Source organism: Runella aurantiaca (assembly GCF_003339505.1).
Taxonomy (GTDB): Bacteria; Bacteroidota; Bacteroidia; order Cytophagales; family Spirosomataceae; genus Runella; species Runella aurantiaca.
On record NZ_QPIW01000001.1, the window covers coordinates 104,837 to 123,164 of the forward strand.

Annotated in this window: 13 protein-coding genes; 7 read left to right on the forward strand and 6 right to left on the reverse strand. The window is 45.3% G+C overall.

The annotated features are described in order from the left end of the window. Positions 1–20: 20 nt before the first annotated feature. Together DVG78_RS00480 and DVG78_RS00485 are read right to left on the reverse strand one after the other, a co-directional pair. The gene (locus DVG78_RS00480) at positions 21–1,289 is read right to left on the reverse strand and encodes a hypothetical protein (protein ID WP_114459122.1); all 1,269 of its coding nucleotides are present in this window, start codon (positions 1,287–1,289) and stop codon (positions 21–23) included. A 13-nt stretch (positions 1,290–1,302) separates the two neighbouring features. Further along, a complete protein-coding gene (locus tag DVG78_RS00485; RefSeq protein ID WP_114459123.1) occupies positions 1,303–2,016 on the reverse strand; it encodes a hypothetical protein in 714 nt (237 codons plus the stop codon). Positions 2,017–2,278: 262 nt separating this feature from the next. On the opposite strand from DVG78_RS00485, the gene DVG78_RS00490 reads away from it, so the two are divergent. Then, positions 2,279–3,652, forward strand: coding sequence for a sigma 54-interacting transcriptional regulator (locus DVG78_RS00490; RefSeq protein ID WP_114459124.1), 1,374 nt, complete (start codon positions 2,279–2,281; stop codon positions 3,650–3,652). Between the two features lie 3 nt (positions 3,653–3,655). Here DVG78_RS00490 and DVG78_RS00495 read toward each other — a convergent pair whose 3' ends face one another. The 4 genes from DVG78_RS00495 to DVG78_RS00510 all read right to left on the reverse strand — a co-directional run bounded on the left by DVG78_RS00495 (position 3,656) and on the right by DVG78_RS00510 (position 9,487). Continuing rightward, complete coding sequence (locus DVG78_RS00495) at positions 3,656–4,789, reverse strand: hypothetical protein (RefSeq protein WP_114459125.1); 1,134 nt, start codon at positions 4,787–4,789, stop codon at positions 3,656–3,658. Between the two features lie 138 nt (positions 4,790–4,927). Then, on the reverse strand, positions 4,928–5,575 hold the full coding sequence (locus DVG78_RS00500; RefSeq protein ID WP_114459126.1) for an ABC transporter ATP-binding protein: 648 nt from the start codon (positions 5,573–5,575) through the stop codon (positions 4,928–4,930). 48 nt (positions 5,576–5,623) lie between these two features. Then, positions 5,624–6,982: a vanadium-dependent haloperoxidase gene (locus tag DVG78_RS00505; RefSeq protein WP_374755707.1), complete on the reverse strand. Its 1,359-nt coding sequence runs from the start codon at positions 6,980–6,982 to the stop codon at positions 5,624–5,626. Between the two features lie 189 nt (positions 6,983–7,171). Continuing rightward, positions 7,172–9,487, reverse strand: a complete 2,316-nt coding sequence (locus DVG78_RS00510; RefSeq protein ID WP_114459128.1) for a choice-of-anchor A family protein — start codon at positions 9,485–9,487, stop codon at positions 7,172–7,174. A 471-nt stretch (positions 9,488–9,958) separates the two neighbouring features. On the opposite strand from DVG78_RS00510, the gene DVG78_RS00515 reads away from it, so the two are divergent. The 6 genes from DVG78_RS00515 to DVG78_RS00540 all read left to right on the forward strand — a co-directional run bounded on the left by DVG78_RS00515 (position 9,959) and on the right by DVG78_RS00540 (position 18,290). After that, complete coding sequence (locus tag DVG78_RS00515) at positions 9,959–10,915, forward strand: PhoH family protein (RefSeq protein ID WP_114459129.1); 957 nt, start codon at positions 9,959–9,961, stop codon at positions 10,913–10,915. After that, entirely contained in the window at positions 10,893–12,254 is a 1,362-nt protein-coding gene (locus tag DVG78_RS00520) for a T9SS type A sorting domain-containing protein (protein WP_158549938.1), read from the forward strand. Before DVG78_RS00515 ends, DVG78_RS00520 begins: the two co-directional genes overlap by 23 nt. Continuing rightward, entirely contained in the window at positions 12,251–14,314 is a 2,064-nt protein-coding gene (locus DVG78_RS00525) for a ComEC/Rec2 family competence protein (RefSeq protein ID WP_114459131.1), read from the forward strand. Before DVG78_RS00520 ends, DVG78_RS00525 begins: the two co-directional genes overlap by 4 nt. Positions 14,315–14,514: 200 nt before the next feature. After that, positions 14,515–17,097 (forward strand): TonB-dependent receptor, encoded by a 2,583-nt coding sequence (locus DVG78_RS00530; protein ID WP_229598088.1) that lies wholly within the window; start codon positions 14,515–14,517, stop codon positions 17,095–17,097. Between the two features lie 117 nt (positions 17,098–17,214). Next, entirely contained in the window at positions 17,215–17,469 is a 255-nt protein-coding gene (locus tag DVG78_RS00535) for an ACT domain-containing protein (RefSeq protein WP_114459132.1), read from the forward strand. Between the two features lie 62 nt (positions 17,470–17,531). Next, positions 17,532–18,290: a DUF2490 domain-containing protein gene (locus DVG78_RS00540; RefSeq protein WP_229598089.1), complete on the forward strand. Its 759-nt coding sequence runs from the start codon at positions 17,532–17,534 to the stop codon at positions 18,288–18,290. Positions 18,291–18,328 lie beyond the last annotated feature (38 nt).

An 18,328-nucleotide genomic window follows, 5' to 3' on the forward strand; every position in this document is an offset into this window, starting at 1 on the left:
TTAATTGTTTTAAATAGGAATTAATTCAATTTTCCTCGGCTTTCGGCTCTTCCCAAGGCCCAACGGTTGAGGTATCGGGAAAGAAGATAGCTTTCGGTGGTGGCATTGACGCGCCCATCGGCCCGGGCCTGCCCAATAACCGCAAACGTCAGGGAAGGAGAAAGGTCACTGTCATCGGTTGCTGGTTGACTGGCCACGGTTGAATAGAGCTCCCTTAATCGTTCAGGCTGACGGTATTTGTACGGAAAAATATCCTTTAATGCCTTGTTTGTCAAGTATTTGGAGTGGTGGTTGGTCAACAGCTCGGTGAATTCAGGCATGACCTGTTCCAGGTCCCTGATGATGCCCCGTTTATCTTCTTCCAAATCTTCCAAAGGATAAAGCTGTTGCCAGAGGTATTCAAATCGTTGCCATTGCGGGTCGGGATAGAGCAAAGCGCCTGCCGACAGACTCAGCTTGACACGAATCCACGGAAAAGGGTGCGGGTCGTCGAGTTTGATACGAAACATGAAGTACTTTGGCAAACTCACGACATTCATCAAGCCCTGTGTGGCGGTAATGCCCAAATGGCCCGTGGCCCAAAAGTCAGCCACAATCTCCGAAATCCATCGTTCGTACAGAGTCCAAGCAATGTGTTGGGAGGGAGGAGCTTGGGCGATTTTATTTTTGAGCTCTTTTCGTAACGTTTCTACCAGATTCAGCAACGCAGCGCCCTGATGACCCACTTCATGAATCAATGAAGAGGCAATTCCGCTACCAATCATTCGCTCCCGTGGCACTTGGATGATAGCTACTGGATTATAATCACCCCCCGGTAGGCGGGTACGGGCGCGTCGAATGGCCGCTCCGTGCCCCCGTTCCAAAAAACACATCACTGGAGGAATCTCATATAACCCATCTTGCGGCGCCAGCGCATCGGTTGCTACCACATCTAAACCCGCAATCCAGACGCCTGTTTGGTGTTCAGAACGTTGGGTGAGGACATCGGCAAAAATATCCAACTGGTCGAGTATATTATTAAAACGAAGCTTTAGTACTGCATACGCTGCCTGCGCTTCGGCGGCATTGCCAAAGGTCTCGTCAGCTTCTCCCCGCAGTTGTGCCAGATAGGTTTGTACCTTTTGCCGGAGCTCCGTTTTAGCACTTACCAAATGGTTGGTGATGGCCCTCAGTGCTTCGTTGGAAGGACCAGCCGCGCTTACCATGGGTGTACTCAATGAAAAAGGTTGCAACTGCCCCAGCCGGGTGAGCATCGAAAGGGCTTCGTTTTTGAGATAGTCCCGAATCATGTCGGAGGGGTTTTTAGATGCCGTAAATGATAATGCTACTTCCCCGACGTACCCAGCGCCCGCTGCGTCCGCCCCCAGTGGGAGTATTGCTGGGGTAAGCGTTGCTGCCGTACGAAGTGGGAGCACTCATCAGACCTGGTGCATACCGACGGGCAGATTCAATCATGGCGGTACGAGCGGCCTGTTGGGGCTGATACGAAAGCTGAGGCGAGCGGGCGGTACGGCGAGCGGCGTCGGAAGCAAAACGCACATATGCCCGGGCAACTTCAAATTCGCGGTCTTCGGGGCTTAATCCTTCCAATTCGAGCCCAAATGCTTTGCCAGCCATTCCTGCCAATTTTCCGCCAATTGCTCCTCCTACACCGGGCGCTACCAAATTGCCCAAGGCCGCACCTGCGATGGGAAGGGCTTTTTTGGCGACACTTTTGAGCATTCCTCCCAAGGCTTTGCCTGCCGACGATTTTGCAAAGTTGCTGACTCCGCTCGCTACTTTTTTGAACAGCCCACCCAGAAATTGTTCCAACTCTGCTTCGTTGCTGACCGAGAGCAACTCAGTGGCCAATTCCATTTCCAGTGCTTCGTGCATTTCGCCTGACATCTCGTTGCCAAACTCAAAGGTTTCATTGCCAAATTCAAAGGTTTCGTTGCCAAATTCGAAAGACTCTTGTCCGAATTCATTGCCAAATTCAAACCCTGTTTCGCCGACGGTACGATCAATGTTGTGCATGATTGAAAAAAGTTAAAGTGAATTGAATTGTTTCGATCTTCCTGATTACCAATGCCGTGCCAGTGGGCCAAAACGCTCTTTTTGGTTGTTTTATGAAATAGACGCGAAGTGTTGTTCGCTTTTTTTTAGCGACTATGCGAACATTTTTTCGCACCCTATTTATGGCGATTTACCGTTTAGTAAGTAGTCAGGTCTTTTGCTTGTTCTCGAAAGCATTTTTAGTATTTTCGTCACCCCGTATTATTTTTTACCGCGCAGAATTATGAAATACCCAACGATTTGGTATAAGGATTTCACGCGCCATTCTCAACGTTCGCGTGACGCGTTATTGAAATCACTCGCTACTATCAAGGCGTGTGTTAAAGACCATTTTGTGGCCTCTGCTCCCGGATTGATTTTGCTGGATACTACTGATACCTCCGACGCCGTCTGTGTTTTATTGGAAGAAGCGTTTCAGCGGCATGAGCGAACGATTGTGGTAATTTTTGACAACGAGATGTACCGCTCGGAAGTAATCTGGGAGTTGCTGTTTGCGGGAGCATCGAAAGTGTATGATTTTGAACATACTCCGCTGATTCATCAGGTTATTGAAGAGCAGCTTAATCGTTGGCACACGATTGAGGGATTGATACAAACTGATTTTGTAAAAGAAAACCTCATTGGAGAGTCTGCTATTTGGAAAAATACCCTTCGTGAAATGATCGAAATTGCGACGTATTCAGAGTCTTCGGTGTTAATTATCGGAGAAAGTGGCACGGGCAAAGAAATGCTTTCCCGATTGGTACATCATTTTGACCCACGCCGTCCCAAAGGAAATATTGTGCTGGTAGATTGTACTACGATTTCGCCAGAATTATCTGGAAGTGAGTTTTTTGGGCACGAAAAAGGGGCTTTTACAGGAGCAGTCAACGCCCGCGAAGGTGCTTTTTCATTGGCCAATAATGGCACCCTTTTTTTGGATGAAATCGGCGAATTACCGCTACGCTTACAGGCGGAGTTATTGCGTGTGATTCAGGAAGGTATGTACAAACCCATCGGAGATAATTTTTGGAAAAAAACAGTATTCCGGTTAGTAGGTGCCACCAATCGACTGCTGGACCAAGAGGTTCGCAATGGAAGATTTCGGTTGGATTTGTATTATCGCCTATCGTCTTGGGTTTGTAAAGTGCCATCTTTGGAAGAACGACGCGAAGATATACCGCTTTTAGCGCAGCGTTTTTTTGAAAAATCTTTCCAAAAAAGAGACCTGCCGTCTATTGATGCTTCACTTATGGCTTATTTGACCTGCCGCTCTTACCAAGGCAATGTGCGTGAATTACAGCAATTAATTCAGCGGATTGCCAATCAACATGTAGGCAAAAGCCCCATTACATTGGCCGATATTCCGAGTCTTGACCGCCCTGAGCGTCAGATTTCGGTCGAATCGTTACCTTCTTCAAACGATGAGTATCAAAATGCCATTCAGAAGATATTAGAACGTGGGTTGAACTTGCGGGAATTGAGAGATTTGACCACCCAAACGGCGATTGAATTGACATTGCGCCGCGAGAAAGGGCGTGTGGCTCAGGCGGCCAATCGTTTGGGCATTACGAGCCGAGCCATTCAGTTTCGAAAAACCCGAAAACAAGAGGAGTAATGGCTAATCTTCTGGACGATGCTCCAGTGCCTTGGAATCAATCAAGTATTCGGAGCGATAATAATGCCGATGAAACAGGAATATCCCAGCTCCAAGGCATAAGGCGACAATTACAAAAATGGGTACTCGAAACATAACCACAAAGTAGAGCGCAATGAATGTATAGATACCAAGCTTCAGTAAATGCTCCATGGTATGGTGTTTCTGTAAAAAACGCCCGAAAATTAGCCATAATAAGCTGATTAGTAGCCCAAACCATTCAACTATATAGCCTAAACTTATTCCTTTGGGCAGGTAACGAAACAAAAAAAGTGTTTCGGGTAGCATAAGTAATGCAAATAGACCGCTGTACTTGTAAAATCGCTGCGCCAATGTAAAGGGAAGGTTGCGGAGCATGGGTAGCTGGACATGTTCAAATTCATATAAATGCAGCAGTAACACTACTTGCACCATGCCAATGGCAGCTCCAGCGAGCGAAAACAGACGCTCATCGTAGGTGTCGGTGGGGTAGATTTTACAAACTCCCACAACTATGATGCAGGTAAAAGCTTTGGTCAAAAACAGTAAAATGGGTGCTTTGTTGAATAAATACAGCACAAAATACGACCAATAGGGCTTCGTAAATCGGCGATTGAAGAAAACAGAAAGTTGATTGAGACGGGTGTCGGGATTGGGTCGAAACAGTCGGTATTCGTACGCCCATACGCCCGTAAGTGGCAAAATTAGTAAATAGCCGGCCGTAATAATGACGGCTTCGGGTTGGCCCAGTTTCCAGCCATAAAAACCCACAAAGGTGGCGTATGCCAACACTGGCAGCCAAAGCATCATTTGGATGCCCCAGAGTAAAAGCCAACGGATTGGTTTGGGAATCAATACCAATTCAAACAGAAACGAGTGGGAGTCCCACAGGAAACGTTGCCGCACGAAAAAGAGCGTTTTAAGGTGGTACAACGCCCAAAGTCCAAAAACCAGCAATAACAAAAAAGGGGAGGCAAACACGTAGGCCGACAGGGCAATGTGGTCTTCGGGGCGAAGAATACCAAACCCAAACATCAGGCTCAAAAACAAAAAGCCTGTGTTTTGGCGGTAATATTCCCGTACGAGGGTTTTATAGAGGGTATTCCAAAGTGAAAGCAAGGGATGAATGGGGATTGGGAACCGAAAAATGTAAAACCGAAAAATGTAAAACCGAAAAATGTAAAACCAAAAAATGTAAAACCAAAAAAGGGGGCGCTATGGGGTGCTCCGCGCCCGCACAGTGTTTCCCGAACGTACTTAGGGCCGATGAGTCAGAATTGATTCTGGTTGAATTGATTGATTTTTAACGCGAAAAACAGTTTGAATCGGTAGTTTTTCAAACATAAAATCCTGATGGGATGATAACAAAAAACTGACTCCCTTGGCGTGGTAATCGCGGACAAGTTCGTATACTTTCAACACCGTAGAATCGTCAATCGTAATGAGCGGTTCGTCCAAAATAATTACTTCAGGATTGCCCAAAAATGCCAACGCCAACGACGTTTTTTTTAACATTCCGCTGGAGTAAGTTCCCGAAGGTTGATATAAAAACGGCTCAATTCCGAGGGTGTCAATGAGTTGGTCTACTTGCTCCGCGTTGGCCTGTTTGGCGGTTGCCACGAATTGAATGAGGTCGTTGGCCGTTAAAAACTCAGGATAATCGGGTTCGGCTTCGCCGTAGTTGATGCGGAGACGGTAGGCGGTGTGGTCGCGGCGTATGTCCATTCCGCCGAGGGTAATTTCGCCCTCAAACGGCAACATCCCCGCCAATGTTCTAAAAAAAGTGGTTTTTCCTGAGCCATTTGCCCCTTTAAACCAGTGGATGCCTTCCGTCAAAACCAAGTCGGGCACTTGGATAACCAAATGCCCGCCGTAGGATTTTTTAAGATTTTTAATGACAATCATGTTCTGCGAAGAGAGATAGAAAAACAAAAATAAAGTAACTCTACTTTGCTACTGCACCTGCGAGATTACTTTTTGTTCTTTGCGGGTACGGGCCACGGCCAAAACGTGTTTGCCGATTTTAACGCCGCAGCGGTTACCCTCATCACAGCCCGAACGGTAGTGAATTCCACCGTAAAGTCGGCTGATATTAACACTCATTGCTGCATCTCTAAACGATTTAAAGGACAATACCCCGTGTCCGTGTTTGAATTCTGTAGAATCAGTAAAAGCAATGGAATCTCCATGAACAAAACTCAACACTTCAGCAGCGGCGGCTGAGATAGTACTGTGCCCACTGGTGTATTCAGGAAAAGGCGGAGTTTGCAGAAAAGGTTGCCATTTGGGGTCAATATCGGTATTGATAACCGTTTCTGGCCGTACTTTTCTGGTGCGGTATTTTTCTTCCCAACAACCAATAAACCCGTCAATCAACGCAATGGACGCAAGGGCGTATCCTTCAACGCTTTTGTCAAAAGAGGCTTTGGTCTTTCTCGAAACCGTTTCATGAATGGCGAGCCAGTGCCCTCCAGGGGTCATTTTTTTATTGGCAAACATCACGTGCCCTACCACATTCATCACAAATGGATTGTCATCCCAAAACCAAGCAATCCGTTTTTGTTCATCGGTAAGGTTTTTACCTACTTCGTATACTTCACGGGTTTCGCGCCAAAATTCACTGTTTTTATCCTTGGTCCACATGGGCGGGCGTGGGGGCATGAACTGGGTGGCGGAGTCTAGGGTTATTGTTCTGATTTTATGCCATTCGGGTTCGCAAGCATCCGCGTAAGCAGGTGGGGTGGGAACCCAAGTGCCGGGTTCGTTGGTCACCGTAAATCGTATGCCCCGGGTTTGTTTATAATGATCTTTTGAGGAGTACCGCATCACGTGCGCGGCCACGCTGTCGCCGTAGGCCAGGGAGTTTTCGATGACCTCGCTTGGCACGCCCATGTCCTCGTATTTTTTGTAAAATTCTTTTTCGTATTCGTCAAAAAAGCTGGCCGAAAAAGTGAGGTTACGGGCTATTTTCAAAAAAGCCCGCGTACTGGCCAATGGAAAGCAATATTCCTTGTCGGCATCCGGAGCGGTCGGGGCGGCAAAATCTTTGAGTTTTCCACCCAATGATTCATACGCAGGATAGCCAGGAACCATTGCTTCATAGCCCGCAAGGTTGGCATACACGTAAATTCGACTCGCTACTGGAGGCTTGAAAATGTCGTGAATGATAACTTCAGTAAGTAATTCGACCGATTGATGATAGAGTTCAGGGTCAGCGGCTTTGGCGTTGTATTCTTCGGGAGGTAATTTGGGCTTACAGGCACTCATCAGCAAGTAAACGACTCCCACGCTTACCAGTAAAGACTTTTTCAACATAGCTTCTGAAAAAAATCAAAATTAAAATTCAAAAAAACATACCTTAATGAACGCAAATTTACGAAACGATACTGTCAATAAATTGATTTTTATCAGTTATTTAGGGAACACCTGCTGGGCATAGGTCTATATACGAAAAAAGCCGCTTTCCAATGAGCGGCTTTTTTTACAAATATTTGCTTGTTTTTACTTTCTTATTTTCTTTGCAGTATACGGAACACACGTAACGATGCAGCAGTTAGCACTGGCCTCTATAATAATAGGGCAGCATCCCTCCGCTGGGCAAGTGCCTGAAGTTGAGGTATATGTATAGGTTCCGCTTTCTTCCAATAACACCTGATTGCCCTGAGCGATAGCCGTGGTAGAACCCGTTTTGAACCACTGGACGCCCGTGAATTGGTCAGGGATGGTCAGTAGGGCTTTTTCACCCCCGCAAAGTTTGATAGGTACGCTAAAACATTGACGGTCTAGGTCATCTTCCGATTCTGATTGATTGAAAGGTGTACTGTCTACATCCTTTTCGTTGGCCTTGCTGATTTCGGCGGTATTGAACCACACGCCCTGCGCCACCACTTTCACTTTAATGGTCAAGGCTACTGTATCTCCGTTTATTCCGATAGCACCGATGGACCATTTCGAAGTTAGTGGGTTATAGCTTCCAGCGGCTGTATTGTTAGATAGGCGCAGGGTAGAGCTGCTTAGGTATTGTACACCCGCGCTGAGGGAGTCGGTGACTTCTACACCCGTGGCAAAACTGGTGTTTTCATTCCATACTTTAATCGTATATTGAAGGGTGTCGCCGATTTGCACGAGTTTTTTACTGATTGATTTTTTGAGTTTTAAATCAATGAGGCTATCGCAATCCTGTACCGTTACGATAATCGGCGTTCTCAGGACACTGATGCCGCCGCAATTTTGGGTAGTTCCGCGTGCTTCTACGTAGAATGTATCGGTGACACTGGCGGTGCCAACAGGCTTATAATTTACCACTCCTGTAGCTATTGCGGAGCCACCCGTGGCGTTGGCGTACCAATCGGCTGTTACCCCGCTCAGTACCGTTACTTTTAAGGTTGGGATTGTATCTCCTACACAGGCAAACACATTTGGGCTGATGGCCACTGGGGCAGCGGGGGTACAGTTACAGGCCGCAGGGGCTAAAATGGTGGTGTCAAACTTACAGATTGAGGTCAGGCTGTCCGTAATTTTCAAACTTACTGTAGGAGGAATATTGCTCACAGTATAAGGGCCGTTGCCGCTACCCGTTAGGGTACCCGCATTGACTTTGATGGTGCCGTTTTTTTGGGCTACGTCAAACGTTACGCTGTATGATTTTTTGTCGGGTGCGCAGGTGGGGTCCGAAAATGTAAAACTCGTTTTCACGCAAGCAGGAGGGCAGGGAAATTCACCCACAAAAGGATAATTATGTACTTCACCCCCAGATGCCTCGTGGGTAAGGTTGCCACCTACTACCAATCGGCCGTCGAAATTGCCACCTGTTAAAGTAGCGTTTCCGTTTGGAATAATGACCGAACCGTAAAAAGTACCTATAAACGTAACGTTTGTAGCTTGGTGAAAATTAAAGAGTAATCGAAATAAAGAAGGTGAACCTGCCGCTGGCGTAACTGCATTCATTAAAGGCATTTGGACATTTGTGTGGGTTGAGCCGCTCACGTTTACCACAACAGAAGCCCCAGCTGGGATATTTTTAAACAAAAAATTCTTCCAACTTGATACATTGAATACCTGCACCGACGAGCTGTTGTTACCAATCAATGTATCACCGCTCAGGGTGCCCGTTGGGGTAAGGGTAGCCCAATAGAGGCTTTTGGTGGAAATATCGTTCAAACAACTGTCGATGTTGATTCCTATTCCGCCCATCCCAAGGCTATCGGTGACGGTAATGGAATTGGGTAAATTGCTCTGATACGTGCCACCCATTGCAATGCCTGTTCCGCCCACACCAAACGAATTGGTCGAGCCTGTGATGGTTCCGCCAATCAATAAAGCGGGCAAATTGGTGGAGGCTATCACGTAGGTTCCTCCGCCCGAGGTGCCAATTCCATAATAAGAATTGTAAGGGATAAGTGGGTTGCCAAGGATTAGATTGCCTTTAATGGCCACTCGGCCTTCGATTTCGGCGGGTACGCCCTGACCTCCATCTTTTACGTTGAAATTACCACCAACCAATACGTTAAAGACTTGACTGTAGCCCCTGACTTGATTGTTTGGCCAATTGAACGGAAGGGGAAGATAAGTGGTATTGATAGGGTAGCCGCTTTGGTTGCTATCCTGAATTAAGTCATTGTTGGCGTCGGGGGCTAATGTTAGGGGTGGGCAGTCTACTCCGACACATCCGCTCAGCTTAGGTCCTAGTCCGCAATCTTGAGCTTGCGCTCGGGATAGAGCAGGACTTAGTAAGAAATAAGCCATCACAAAAGACGAAAGTAGATTTAAAAATGTCTTTACAGTTAAAGCTTTTGGGTTAGATAGTAGGTGTTGCATTGCCTTGATTGTTTTAATTTCAGCTTCAAACCAAGGCCTCTCAATAAATGTGCCATTTTTTCAAATGGGCTAATTATTTATGTATTTATATCCCTATTTGTTTATTTTTTGGAATTTTTAGGGCTAAAAAAGGTTTTTAAGGTAAAAATGGATATTTACTTTGATTGTGAATTTTTTGTGGGAGAGTATCGGGAGATGCGCCAACCAATATCCCTTGTCGCACGGGTTTTATGCGCTAGATTTTGTAGTTTATTGTTCCAATAAAAAAAAGCATTTATGATGAATTCTAACTGTTGCATAATTTATTCAACCCTTTCATAATCAAAGTTTACAGTGGAATCTTCTCGGAAAAATCGCTTAAAAAGTTGTAATTCTGAAAACAAAAACGTATTTTTCACCAAGCTAAAACCAACAACGCAACGTTTTAGATAAACAAAACGTAATCAATCATTATTAAACCACTTACATCGTTTGGTAGAAAAAATAATTTCCTTGGAAGATGTGTCACTAGTTGACTTTCTCGGCGTAGAAAACAACCACATCAAAGAAGTTGCTGCCGCTTTTCCAATGAGTAAAATCATTTCACGCGGCAACGAAATACGTGTAATGGGCACTCAGCCCGAGATTCTCCGCATCAGCGATATTCTGGAATCCCTTCTTCAACATTACCAGAGATACGGCAAAATCACCAACGAAAATGTACGTCATTACCTGACCGCCAATGGAGGTTCCGTTGCGCCGCCGCACGTATTGGAAGACGAAAAAGACGTGATTTTGTACGGTACCAAAGGAGTGGTAGTGAAGGCCAGAACCGCCAATCAACGGTTGATGGTGGAAAAAGCGGCTGAGAGCGATTTACTGTTCGCCATCGGGCCCGCAGGAACTGGTAAAACCTACACCGCAGTAGCTATCGCGGTGCAGGCGTTGAAAGAAAAAAAAGTAAAAAAACTCATTATTACCCGGCCGGCCGTGGAGGCGGGAGAAAATTTAGGGTTTTTGCCGGGCAACCTAGAAGAGAAAATTGATCCGTACTTGCGCCCTATCTATGACGCGCTTGACGATATGATTTTGGGTGAAAAATTGAAGTTTTACCTTGAAAACCGAATTGTCGAAATTGCCCCCCTCGCGTACATGCGCGGGCGAACTCTAAATAACGCTTTTATCCTGCTCGATGAAGCTCAAAATACGACCCCTTCGCAGATGAAGATGTTTTTGACGCGGATGGGGCCTAGTTCAAAAGTGATTATCACGGGCGATAAAACTCAGATAGATTTACCGAAAAATCAAAAGTCCGGTTTGAAAGATGCGCTTGAAACCCTGAAAGATGTAAAGGGGATTGCCTTTGTCGAGCTTGATGGACGTGATGTAGTGCGCCACCGCCTCGTCAAAGACATTTTGGATGCATATGAAAAGAAAGAGAAAGAGTAGTGAGCAGTTGGCAGTGAGTAGTCGGATAAAAAGACGGCTCACTGCCAACTGTTTTCTCCGTGTTTTTTTACTTCTGAATTTTTTACACCTTGCTTCTTTCGCGCAGCGCTGTGCTGCCGTTCAATATGATTCAGCCATTGCGAAGCGCTACCCTTATTGGCGCCTAAAACGCACAATGCTCGAAGATTCCATTCAGTCTTATTTAAAAAATGCTACCACCGACCGCAGGGCTCGGCAAGCGGCACTTTGCGCCCAAGTGCGTATCCCGGTCGTAGTGCATGTGGTCCATAATAATGCCGCCATGACGATTGGTGGGCGCGATAATGGCAACATCTCGGACGATCAAATTTTGGCTCAAATCAGAACCCTAAACGAGGACTACCAACGAAAGTCTGGAACGCGTGGCTTTAATACCAACCCCGTGGGAGCTAATACGGGGATTGAATTTTATTTGGCCAATGAAGACCCCGACGGCAATCCGACCAACGGAATTACGCGTCATTATTACAGCGCTAAAAGCACTTTCGACATCTTTACCGACGACCAAACGCTTGCCGATATTGTAAGTTGGCCCACCGACCGCTATCTCAATATTTGGGTCAGCCGATTTGGGAATAATTACCTGGGAATCGGGCAGTTTCCATCGGCTACTGGCGTAAAAGGTCTAGACAGTGCCAATGAGCTATTGGAAAAAACAGACGGGGTTTTTATTGACTACAAAGTGTTTGGTTCGGGCGGGGCAGTAACGAGTAAACTGTACAGCCTTGGCCGTACCACCACCCACGAAGTAGGGCATTGGCTGGGATTGATTCATACATGGGGAGACAGCGATTGCGGAGATGATTATTGCGCCGATACTCCCCCCGCTCAGTCGGGCAATCAATCCACGAACTGCGGGCCGTTGTTTTCAACCTGTTCGGGTGTTCGTACCCGCAACATGACCGAAAATTACATGGATTATTCGCCTGACTCTTGCATGAACATCTTTACCGTTAACCAGAGTGAACGAATGATGGCAGTGATTGAAAAAGCACCGCGTCGGGCGCGGCTGGTCAAATACTGGTGTTCAAAAGTGCCTTTTGGAGACACGTTTGACGTGAAAGTGTTCCCGAATCCTGCCTCTGACCAAGTAAATATTCAAATCAACGTCACTGAATTTACGGATTTTGAGGTTGAATTGTACAGCATAACGGGACAACTGGTAGGCAATCAAAAATTCACTGATTATCCAAGTTGGTTGGTTACGTTTCCAACTACAAATATTTCCCCTGGGGTTTATATTGTACGGGTTAAGACTGAAAAAGAGACAGTTAGTAAACGCTTGGTCATTACGCGATGAATGTTCTGCTACGTTGTTGTATCGCCTTCTGTTGTGGAATCCTTCTGCATAAGGCGCTTCCCGAACATTGGTTGCCTGTTATCAACGGGCCAATCATGGGCGGTGTTGCCGTTGTCTTTATTGCCTTTTTTTTCTTGGTTCTTTTTTCGCGTGGCAACCGTTATTCGTCAGGAACACTGATGATAGTACTCTTTGCTGGATTGGGTTGGTTGCGAACGCCGCAGGCTGTTGTGGAACAAGATTGGTCACAACTGACGGCTTACGTAGCGGTGGTGCTTTCACCACCCGAAACCCGCGCCAAAACCTACAAAGTTGAGGTGGAATTACGGCGGGGCAAAGGAGAAAATGGCTGGCATCCAATGCTAGGTAAGGTCCTGATTTACCTTGATAAAATGGCGGAAAAACCACGCTATGGGCAAGTTTTGTTGGTGAGGGGCCAGCCTCGGAGGGTGGAGTCTCCGCAAAACCCTGCCCAGTTTGATTACCAAAAATTTCTGGGCCAAAAACAAATTTATCATCAACACTACCTGAAAGCCACTGACTTTTTATTTACGTCGGACTATCAGGGTGTATGGTATAAAAGCTGGGCTTTTGCCGTAAGTGAGTGGAGCGATGCGGCATTGCGGCGGCTCGTTGTTCCCGACCGTGAATATGCTGTTGCGAAAGCAATGATTTTGGGACTTCGTGATGAGATGGACAGCGAACTGATTCAGTCGTATTCGGCCGCTGGGGCTGTGCATGTGCTGTCGGTATCGGGTTTTCACATCGCCATTTTTATTTCTATTTTGACTTTTATGCTCAAACGATTGGAGAAACGCCGCTACGGGCGGTGGCTCTCGTTGGGCATTACGCTCATTACCATGTGGTTTTATGCCGTGCTTACGGGCCTGTCGGCCCCCGTGATTCGCTCGGCGCTGATGTTTACGATTTTCTTGTTGGCAAGCCCTTTGAAGCGGAAAGAAAATGGGGCAAATGCCCTCTTTGGCTCAGCCCTCATTCTGTTAGCCATTGATCCGTTACTTTTGTTTTCCGTAAGTTTTCAGCTTTCATACGCGGCGCTGGGGGGGATTATTTTTCTTCAACCTGTTTTGTATCAGTATTTTACCCCAAAAACATGGTTGGTCGATAAATTATGGGAAATGACCACCGTAGCTCTCGCCGCCCAATTCATAACCTTTCCGATTGCCGTTTATTATTTTCATCAATTTCCGACGTATTTTTTGTTGGCCAATCCTTTTGTGGCGCTTTTGGCCACGGCTATGTTGCCAGTTGCGATGGTCGCGCTTCTAGTTTCGTGGGTGCCTTATTTATCCATTCTTCTGGGTTGGGGGCTGACTGGAATTACGTGGTTATTAAATGAAATCGTGATTTGGACCGATTTGTTGCCCTTTTCTACCCTTGAAGGTTTGTCTTTGTCGGCAGTCGAACTGGGCTTGGTGTACGGAATCATGGCCATGTTGGTGGCATTGGTATATTACCGAGAAGTTCGTTGGGGAGGATATGCACTGGCCTTAAGCGCGTTGCTGTGTATTTTGCAACTGAAGGAGATGGCGTATTTTAATCAACAAAAGTTGGTGGTCGTGCATTCCGTTTCCCGTCAATCAGTCGTTAGTTTGATGAATGGGAAAGAGGCTTTGCTGCTTGCAGATTCTGCTTTTTTTCAACCAAACCAACAACCATTCAACTTTTACCTCAAGAATTTTTACGACGAGCGAAACGTTCGCTCCATTCTACAACAGCCCTTGGTTTCATTTGTAAAACCATCCCGTTTTGTTAAAGATTTACCCTTTGGCAAGCTCATCGTTTGGCAGGGAAAAAGCATTTTGCTGGTTGAAAAATCGGTGCAGACAACGATACCTCCCGTGGTAGATTACGTTGTGATTCGAAATACTGCTTTTCGAAAAGTAGAAGAACTTCTTCGCATTTTTGGTAATCAAAAGCTCATTTTTGATAATTCCAATAAATTTTACGCGTTGGAAAACCTCCGTAAACAAGCCAAAGAGTTGGGCCTTCCGTGGTATTTCGTCCATGAAAATGGGGCTTATTTGGACTTTTTGTGAGATTTAGTTAGATAATTTAAAGAATATTTGAGGTTGATTTGTTTTTATAAAAACAGTTGATTTACATTTGCATACTAAATCAATAGATATAAAGTATTAATATTTCGTATACTCTATCCAATATAAGTATTAAGCTTTAACTCACAACTCAAAAAAAATTTATTGTACAAAAAACTACTAAATCTATATTTTTACTATTTATGAAAAATTTCTTCCTCCCCAATTTAATCAGCCTGTTATTTGTGGTTGTTTTCGCTTTTATTCCTTCTTTTTTATCCGCTCAAAATACGCCCGTAATCAATGCGACGGTATCTGGAAAAATCCTTGACGCCCGCAGCGGAGCTGCTTTGATAGGCGCGACGGTATCCATCAAAGGCACGACCAACGGCGCAGCAACCGACGTGAACGGGGAATTTGCGCTGATTACGGGTCAAAAACTTCCTTTCATCCTCCTTGTATCGTCGGTAGGTTATTTAAAAAAAGAAGTTCTGATTAGTGACAGCAAAGTAGAAATCAAACTCGAAGAAAGTGCCAATCAACTTTCGGATGTGGTAGTAACCTCCCGCCGTCGCCAAGAAGCGGTACAGGATATTCCGATTCCGATTACGGTAATCAGAGGCGTAACGGTAGAAGACCAAGGTGCTTTTAACGTAAATCGTTTGAAAGAATTGGTGCCTACGGTTCAGTTTTATGCATCAAATGCACGGAATACAACGCTCAATATCAGAGGATTAGGCTCTACTTATGGCTTGACCAACGACGGTATCGACCCCGGGGTTGGGTATTATGTCGATGGTGTGTATTACGCCCGCCCAGCGGCTACGGCACTTGATTTTATTGACATCGACCAGGTAGAAGTGCTGCGTGGTCCTCAGGGAACATTGTTTGGCAAAAACACCACGGCGGGGGCATTTAATGTAACGTCTCGTGCGCCAAGTTTTGACCCCACCGCCAGCTTTGAACTAAGCTATGGCAACTATGGATACATTCAGGCAAAAGCCTCGCTCTCTGGGCCTTTAAGCAAAAAACTTGCGGCAAGGGTTTCTTTTGTCGGTACCCAAAGAGATGGCTTATTATACAATACCCGTACCCAAACCAATATCAATGATATTAATAATATTGGGGTGAGAGGTCAGTTTTTATACAAACCTACCGACAAGATAAATATTACGTTTATTGCCGATGTTACCGATCAAAACCCCGTGGGGTACGGATGGCCCGTGGCCAAAGTAGTGACGACCAAACGGGCTGCCTACCGTCAATTTAATGCTATTATTGCTGATTTAAATTACCAACTTCCTTATAAAAGTGCCTTTGAAAGGACATTGGACTTAGATACTCCTTCAAAAGCAGGTAACGAATTGGGTGGATTATCTTTGAATGCTGATTTTAAGATTGGAAAAGGGACCTTGACTTCTACCACCGCTTGGAGATATTGGAAATGGGATCCCTTGAACGACCGTGATTACACGGGTTTAAATTCTTTTTCTGTCTCTGCTGGAACCTCTGCCCATGACCAATTCTCCCAAGAACTCAGGTATTCGGGTCAAATCAATGACAAAATAAGCGGCGTAATTGGTGCCTTTGGCTTGTGGCAGGATTTAAGAACCGACCCTGTTCACACCGAAGAAGCGGGCTCGGCACAGTGGCGTTTTGCCCAAAGCTCCACGAGTGCTCTTTGGAAAACACCCGGTTTGTTTGACAACTTTGGCATCAAAACCACCTACGGGATAAAGAGTTCGAGTGTGGCATTGTTTGCGCAGGCCGATTGGGCGATTACTGACAAATTGCACGTTTTGCCTGGGGTCAGATACAACAATGACACCAAAAAAGCCAACTACAGCCGAGTAACTTATGGTGGTTTGACTACGACCGACCCCGCTTTGTTGGCCCTGAAAAACGGGGTTTACAGCAACCAAACCTTTGATATAGATGCTTCTGAAGGCAATTTTTCGGGTCAGTTGACCTTACAATACAAATTCAATAAAAACGTCAATGCTTTTGGCACGTATTCACTCAGCTATAAACCCATTGGGGTAAATGTGGGAGGCTTGCCGACGGCCAGTGGCCGAGTCTTGACTGAGCTGGCAACGGTAAAACCAGAAGCGGTTTCTCATTTTGAGTTGGGTATCAAAACCAAACCATCAGCCAACTCGGTGTTGAACGTTGTGTTTCATACTACCGACATAAAAGATTATCAAACGCAAGTGCAAACGCCTGAGCCGGGCGTAAACCGAGGGTATTTGGCCAATGCCGAACAAGTAAGGGTGATTGGTTTGGAAATAGACGGTAACATCAGAGTGAATAATCACGTGACCTTTACGGGTGCTTTTGCTTACACGGATGGTAAATACATAAAGTTTACCAACGCACCCGTACCCATTGAAGAAGTAGGCGGAGACCGGGCATTTAAAGATATTTCGGGTGGTGTACTGCCTGGGATTTCAAAATATGCGGGTTCGTTTGGTACTGAACTTACGGGAAGAGGTAATTTGTTGGGGTTAAAAGGCAACTTCTTCGGTGGCCTTGATGTCTACTATCGTTCTACGTTTTCTTCAAGCCCTTCGCCTTCCCAATTTTTAGATATTGAAGGTTATGCTTTAGTTAATGGCAGAGTGGGTTTCAGGGCTTCCAATGGCATTTCGTTTTTTGTATGGGGTAGAAACTTGGGCAAAAAGGATTATTACGAGCAGCTTTTGGTGGCACCGGGTAGCGCAGGCCAAATTGGGGGTATTTTGGGAGATCCACGTACCTACGGCGTTACCTTGAGATATACTCTTTAATTAAATAACTAATTTGCTGTCAGGTAGTTTTATTAATAACGTTCAAAACTGCCTGACACTTATCAAAACGCAGCTTTTGATCGTTACCAGAATTTAACCTTTTAAACAGCCAAGACAATGCAAACACAAACACATCATCACACCCGCCTTACCCATTTGGAAATATTAGGTTTTGACCGCGTAGGTTTTGTCGAAGAAGTCACTCGTTTTATTGCCGATTACGGACACATCATCAGTGCCAAGTTTGAAGCAGATGGCGTTCGTTCTCAGGGCTCATTAAGTATAAAACTTGACAATAACGAACGTTTGGATAGCCTACTTGCGCGCCTAAAAGCGATTACGGGGTTGGTGAAAGTCAAACAAATGGTGTAAAAAACTATATTTATTGCCTTGCGTATACTGAATGTTCTGCCTGTATTTTAAAGTTTAATAATGTGAAAAAAATATATTTGTCATTGATAATAAGTGCTTTAGGTTTGGTGGGGTACGGTCAGGTTACCAAACAGGTTAAAAACAGTGAGCAGCTTTGGTTGGGTTTTTTTAATCAAACCCGATTGAGTGATAAGTGGGGGCTTTGGACTGATGTGCATTTTCGCACTACTGATGGTTTTGTGGGGGAGCCGTCAAAATTTTTATTTCGGGCTGGGTTGATGTACTATTTAACCGACGATTTTAAACTGACCAACGGTTACAATTTTATTAATCATTTTCCCGAAGAAGGCCATGCCAACGTATCTATGCCCGAACACAGAATATGGCAGCAGCTTCAACTCCACACCAAATACGGTAAGGTACGTACCATGCAATGGCTACGCTTGGAAGAGCGCTGGCGACGAAATATTAAGAACGATAACGAGCTGGCCGCCGGTTATCGTTTTGATGCCCGCCTGCGGTTTAATTATATGCTTAATATTCCTTTAAGTAAAAAAGGGATTGTTCCGAAAACATTTTTTGTGGCGATTAACGACGAAATATTTGTCAATCTCAGCCGAAAAATAGTGTATAATACCTTTGACCAAAATCGGTTTTTTGCGGGATTGGCCTACCAAACTGGCGCTCATTCCAACCTTCAATTGGGTTATATGAACGTTTATCAGCAGTTGGGAGCAGGAAATCGCTATCAAAGCGCCCATACCATCCGGCTATTTTATTTTCAGAATTTGGACGTGCGTAAGCATAAAAAAGCACACTAAAGCCATACAAATCAACATTTTTGCTTTTGTCTCCTCTT